5 protein-coding genes and 4 tRNA genes are annotated in these 6,000 nt (G+C 41.0%); all 9 read right to left on the bottom strand.

All coding sequences use genetic code 11. The features are described 5' to 3' along the window. Positions 1-157: 157 nt before the first annotated feature. Positions 158-1,201, bottom strand: a complete 1,044-nt coding sequence (locus AB1488_11190; GenBank protein ID MEW6410649.1) for a DUF3644 domain-containing protein — start codon at positions 1,199-1,201, stop codon at positions 158-160. A gap of 56 nt (positions 1,202-1,257) precedes the next feature. Next, positions 1,258-3,012, bottom strand: a complete 1,755-nt coding sequence (locus AB1488_11185) for a site-specific DNA-methyltransferase (GenBank protein MEW6410648.1) — start codon at positions 3,010-3,012, stop codon at positions 1,258-1,260. 350 nt (positions 3,013-3,362) lie between these two features. Continuing rightward, positions 3,363-4,421: a Fic family protein gene (locus AB1488_11180; protein MEW6410647.1), complete on the bottom strand. Its 1,059-nt coding sequence runs from the start codon at positions 4,419-4,421 to the stop codon at positions 3,363-3,365. 222 nt (positions 4,422-4,643) lie between these two features. Beyond that, on the bottom strand, positions 4,644-5,045 hold the full coding sequence (locus AB1488_11175) for a PIN domain-containing protein (GenBank protein ID MEW6410646.1): 402 nt from the start codon (positions 5,043-5,045) through the stop codon (positions 4,644-4,646). Beyond that, the gene (locus AB1488_11170; GenBank protein MEW6410645.1) at positions 5,017-5,271 is read right to left on the bottom strand and encodes an AbrB/MazE/SpoVT family DNA-binding domain-containing protein; all 255 of its coding nucleotides are present in this window, start codon (positions 5,269-5,271) and stop codon (positions 5,017-5,019) included. Before AB1488_11170 ends, AB1488_11175 begins: the two co-directional genes overlap by 29 nt. Before the next feature lie 141 nt (positions 5,272-5,412). After that, positions 5,413-5,488: transfer RNA gene (locus AB1488_11165), tRNA-Lys, on the bottom strand. Between the two features lie 121 nt (positions 5,489-5,609). Then, a tRNA-His gene (locus tag AB1488_11160) sits at positions 5,610-5,685 on the bottom strand. Positions 5,686-5,798: 113 nt separating this feature from the next. After that, positions 5,799-5,874, bottom strand: a tRNA-Arg gene (locus tag AB1488_11155). Positions 5,875-5,895: 21 nt separating this feature from the next. Next, positions 5,896-5,972, bottom strand: a tRNA-Arg gene (locus AB1488_11150). Between the last annotated feature and the right edge of the window lie 28 nt (positions 5,973-6,000).

The following is a 6,000-nucleotide window of genomic DNA, read 5'->3' as shown; positions in this document are numbered from 1 at the left end:
TCCTCAAACCGCTCGTAGGTCATGGTATTGCCTCTTTTAATTTCAAATTTGAAATCTCAAATCTCAAATCTCTTTACCTCTTGCCCCTCGTCCCGTAATTTCGCCTCAATATCCGAGCCATGAGTTCAGGTACGGTTCGTCAACTGCAAGGGATATGTTATGATTCTATGCCTCGTTTAAATAATCCGTTGTATTCAGCTTCATCAGATAGCTTTTCAATTAAAAAGCTTACCCATGCTTCTTTATAAACATAATCTTTGTGAACTGCGTCATAGTAACAATACCTGTTGTCACATGCTTCAGGATTAGAACTAGTGGAAGCGGGCCTGGCATTAAAAAGCTTGTAGCATTTCACGTGATGACTGCTAGTTTTAAACGGTTTACCGATAGCTGCTTCAACTTTTTTAGCTACATCAGACGGTTTATAACCACCTAAATTAGCAATAGTTACTTCTTTTGGCTTTATTAATGCAATAAGCCTGCTGTACTGGTCCATTTCTTCTGGCTTCAATTTATCATAAGGAATAAATTCAACTGCTAAGTCAGATGACTTGCTATGACTATGTATCTTGGGAATTAGAAATACCTTAAAGCTGTATTCCATATTGCCCTGAACATCATCGCTCAGAGAAGTACGAAATCTTTCTATGTAACCTTTAACATTTTTCGCTAATTGTTTGCTCGAAGCTCTCATTGCTTTTAACTGATTCATATGAGGCGAAGTAGCAAGCTGCAAAGAGAAGGTTAAGCCTGTCTTTAGTGCATGTCTATCTCCGAACTCTTGGCATAAAAGATTTTCAAAATTCATCAACATTGCTTGGCATTCACCAAATATTTCAGGGTCTAACTCTGGCATGGAACGATGTTCAATTTTATTTCTAAGTCCTATAAAAAAGTCCAGATTTTTCCTAACCGGAGGATTCTGGTCTTTATAATATTGTTTTAAACATTCATTCAGTTCCCAGCATTTGAATTCGCCATCAACTTTTATATATCTGTTTGAACCCGACTTCTTATAATACGGCTTAAGTCTCTTCTTAAAAAACACCGCATGAAATAAAGATGTCCAAGCGATGTTCATTAAAACTATATACGCACCAGAACGAAAAACAGCGGTAGGTCTGTTGTAGGTTTCAACCGCTAATAAAGCCGAATCCCGTGCTTTTACGAGATGGTCTCTAATTTCACCAGACAATCGCATATGATGGATTCTTTACCCTATTTCCCTCACTACCATAACCTCCCCCCTATGCTTCACTATCCCCTCATCTTATATATCTCAAACGGCAATTGACAGTATTCAATCCCCTTCAAACCGTGTTTTTCTATCAGGTCTGCATCATTGAGGTCGAGATATTTGGCAGGGGCAAAGACCAAACGCTTCTTACCCTTGAATGCCCCTAACTTCTTTGCAGTGTCAAGGGTAAGGGCTAATTTCTTTAATTTCTCAATGTCAGGCTCATAAAACAGATATACCTCGTAGTCTTTAGTTTCGCCTATGAAGTTCTTGCTCTGTTTTACTTTTGAAGGGTTAAACTCCTCTCCTGTAGCTGTGTAAAAGATATATCGCGCAAGCTCCATGTAATCAGGGAGCTTTTTGCCCTCCAGTATGCTCTCCATCTCAATCGGCTCGCCGAGTTCAAAATAACTGAAAGAACCGCCAAGACCTTCAAATCCCCCCTTGCCCCCCTTTTCTAAAGTGGGGATATTTTCAAGTCCCCCTTTGGCAAAGGGGGATTGAGGGGGATTTTTTTTAACACCTTTGATAACCCTTCTTACCCTCTCAGCAGTAATCTTATCTGCATAGTCCTCACACTCAACCAAAATGAATTTGCGATTTCCGCCGTCTTCATTGTTTAGGTCTAATACTGCATGGGCGGTTGTGCCTGAGCCGGCGAAGGAATCGAGATAAATTGCCTCATCTTCGCCAACTAGGGTAATAATATACTTAATCAATGATGTTGGCTTTGGATATTCAAACGGCGCTTTACCAAATAATTCTTTTAATTCAGTTTTTCCATTTTGATAGTTTAAGCTCTTATCAAGCCACAAAGTCTTGCTTTTGCTTTTCTTAGTTTCACCTTCTTCACTCAATAAATAGTCCCTAACAAATATATCCCATTCGTTTCTTGTTCCTATCAATTTTGTCTCAACAATATCGAGATTCTCCTGAACTTTTTCTTTTGACCACATCCAACGACCATCTTCACCTGTCGACTTCTTGGGTAATACCTCAATTGAATTTTTCTTTGACCTGCTCAGACTAATAGTTCCATCTTCAGGATTCACATAAATTGGATAAAACATTTTGGGGCGGTCTTCTCTCCTTGAAGCAGCACCGCGCTGTCTCAGACCAAGCAGCCTATATTTGAAGCCTTCTTCATCCACCTGCTTATATTCTTTTACTTGTGATTCTGATAAAGCGGCCCCTTGCATAGTACACTTCTCGTATTCTTTTGCGTAGACTAATAAATATTCATGAACTGATGCAAAGTATCTTTCAGATTGCCTTCCCCTTGGATTACTTTGAACTGCAATCTTCGTCAAGAAATTATGTTCTCCAAAAACCTCATCCATCAACATCCTCAAATGATGAACTTCATTATCGTCTATACTCACAAAAATCACCCCGTCATCCCTCAACAACTCCCTCAGCAACTTCAATCTCGGCATCATCATGCAGAGCCATTTGTCGTGGCGGGTGAAGTCTTCTTTGTCCACTACCTTGCCAAGCCATTCCTGCATCATCGGGCTGTTCACATTGTCGTTATAAATCCATTTTTCGTTGCCTGTATTGTATGGCGGGTCAATGTAGATACATTTCACCTTGCCGGCATAAGTCGGCAGGAGGGATTTCAGGACTATGAGATTATCACCGTGGATTATCAGATTGTCATTGAGGCTGACTTTGTCGGTAAGGCTTTTATCTTTCTTGGGGATCAACTGATGATACTTGACAGCCAGATGATGATTCTGAACAAAGCTTTTTCCTTTAAAATTTAGTGTTGCCATTATAAAGTCTCCATAATAATTTCTGCAGTAAATTTAAACTATCCTGACACTAAAAACTTTAACCTAATACCTCTTCTCCTTCTTAACCACCTTCCCGACTATTATAAAACTCAACTATAAAATAATCTCCTTTTTTCTCGTGCCCCCATCCCGCCCTTATTCAACAGAATATGTCCAAAAAAACCTCTCTACGAGTCGTAGACAAAATTTGGACAAATCCATCATGTCGACAACTTCGACACGTTTTTTGCATAATCTTATCACATTTTCATTTCGTGATATGATTATCTTATCAAGCCAGTTATCAAGCCGGAACCTATTACCCAATTCATTACCCATTTAATTAGATATTACCTAATTCGCCATTTTTCTGTCTTTTGCCACTGGGCACTCTGCCCGCGTCCAAGGCATTTGACTTTTCTTTCTGCCTGCAAAGTTTTCAGTACCCTGCGGATCATATCAATACTCACCCCGGGACATTGCCTTTGAATATCAGCTATCCGGAATAATCCTATCTTGCTATTGATAGCGCTCATTATCAGTGCTGTCTTTGCACCTTTAGGTGATATGATTTGCCCGACACGCTCTTCAAACTCACGGTATGCGGCTTTAATTGTAAAAAGTAGATAGTTTATATAAGGCCAGGGGTCATGTTTTCCGTCATGCCAGCCCTGAGAACTCTGTTCAAGGGTCTCATAATAGCGGTCCTTGCTTTGTTCAATTATCCGCTCAATGCTGATATATCTGCCAGCCTCATAACCGAGATGATCGCACTGAAGCAGCAGAAGCAGCCTTGAAACCCTGCCGTTTCCGTCACGGAAGGGATGAATGCAGAGAAAGTCGAGATTGAAGGCAGCCATAACAACCAATGGATGAACCCACTGTTCGCGCAGGCACTGATTCCAGAGATTAATCAGGTCAGCCATGAATGTCGGTGTCTTAGCAGGGGAAACCGTTCTGAAGCGAACACGCGAAGTCCCATCAGGGTGTTTCTCAATGATATCGCTTTCTTTCTCTTTGTATTTACCAGCATCCCAAATATCACCCTTCGCCAGTTTATGCAGTTTGAAAATCGTATCCTCAGATATAGACAGTTTGGGATGTTGTTCGTGGATGAGTTTAAGGGCATTGCGATAACCCCTTACTTCTTCCTCGTCGTGGTCCCGTAAATGTGATTTACCAAATATAATGGTGCGGACACGGGTATTATCAACTGTTACGCCTTCAATACGGGTTGATGAAACTGCACTCTCAATCAGAGCGTGTTCTCTTAATACCTTAAGTCTCTGCGGCGCCTGTTTTGTGAATAGTTCCTGCCTGCCGCGTGCTTCGCCAAGATCAGCCAGATACGACGCTGTGATAGTTGGTATTGTTTCTGGTTTAGAAAAGAATTGTTTAAGTGTCTTCATCTGCTCATTTCTCTGACCCTAATACCTCTTCTCCTTCTTAACCACCTTCCCGACTATTATAAAACTTATTGATAATATATTCTCTCTCAGGTCCACATCATGCCCGTATCCAACAGAGCATGTCCAAAAAACCACAAAATCTGGATACGTTCATCGTGTCGCCAACTTCGACACGTTCTCAACACATGTCAATATATCAAGAATATTTCGAATTGAATATCTTTATAAGTGCCTTGCGACTTTGTTTAATTCTTCATCGAATGAAAAAAGATTATCGCCGCTACTAACAGCCTTTGCACATAAAATGCAATCAACAACATCAATCCCCTGCTCCGAGAAAAGAGTCAATGCACGAATGAGTTCTTTCCTGTCATCATTTGTAATCCCCTTATAGCGCAGGATGTCTATAAGACTGTTAGATGCCTTGTCCTTCGGCACATTATAGATTTTTGTAAGGACATAAATACACTCGGCAATGACACTTTCAAGAATAACAGCTTTTTCGCCACCGTTCTTGACTTTATCGAAGAAGCCTTTTGCTTTCGCATAAAGGACAAGATCATCTTTAACAAGATAGCGGACTATGGTATTGGTATCAGGCAGACTTCTTGCGGGTTTTCTCACGGACAGCCTCCTCCCATGCCATTTCTTTTATCTTCTTCATTGATATGCCGGGCTTAACATTTTTAGCGTATTCGCTTAATGAGCCGGCCGCATCCTTCACTGCCTTTACAACTACTGTATCATCAACAATCTCAAAATAGACAGTGTTAGTCTTGAGCCTTTCCCGAATTTCTTTTGGAATGGTAACCTGTCCTTTTCTTGTGATCTTTACTGCTGCAGTTGTCATTTTTAATATCACCTTACCTTTCTTTTTAGTATTACTTTATATAAAGGTAACACTTAAAAGATGTTTTGTCAATTACTTTATTGAAAGGCCGGTCAAGCAGAAAAGGGTCAGGAGACATCAGCCTGACCCCTTGATTTTTGATGGTGAGCCGTGGAGGATTCGAACCTCCGACCCGCTGATTAAGAGTCAGCTGCTCTACCAGCTGAGCTAACGGCCCACATAAATACAGTCGTTAGTGAATAGTGATTAGTCATTAGTATAAAACAAAAACAGATAAAATCAAATTTAACTAACTACTATTCACTAATCACTGCAAATTTTGCAAGACAAAATTTGCTTGGGGTGAGTGATGGGGATCGAACCCACAACCACTGGAGCCACAGTCCAGTGCTCTGCCGATTGAGCTACACTCACCACTAACTACAGTTATCAGTGAAAAGTGGAATGACAATTCTATGTCTATCTTCCGGAATTTTGAACTAATCACTAATAACTATTCACTGCGAATCTTGCAAGGTAAGATTCGCTGGCGCGCCTGAAGGGACTCGAACCCCCGACACTCGGCTCCGGAGGCCGATGCTCTATCCACTGAGCTACAGGCGCTATAATTACACAAACGTGCTCTGGCGCGCCTGAAGGGATTCGAACCCCTGACCCACTGCTTAGAAGGCAGTTGCTCTATCCAGCTGAGCTACAGGCGCCATCATTACAGTTATTAGTAAATAGTGA

It is taken from the genome of Nitrospirota bacterium, assembly GCA_040756155.1.
Taxonomy (GTDB): Bacteria; Nitrospirota; Thermodesulfovibrionia; order JACRGW01; family JBFLZU01; genus JBFLZU01.
This window is presented reverse-complemented; position numbering and strand designations above follow the sequence as displayed.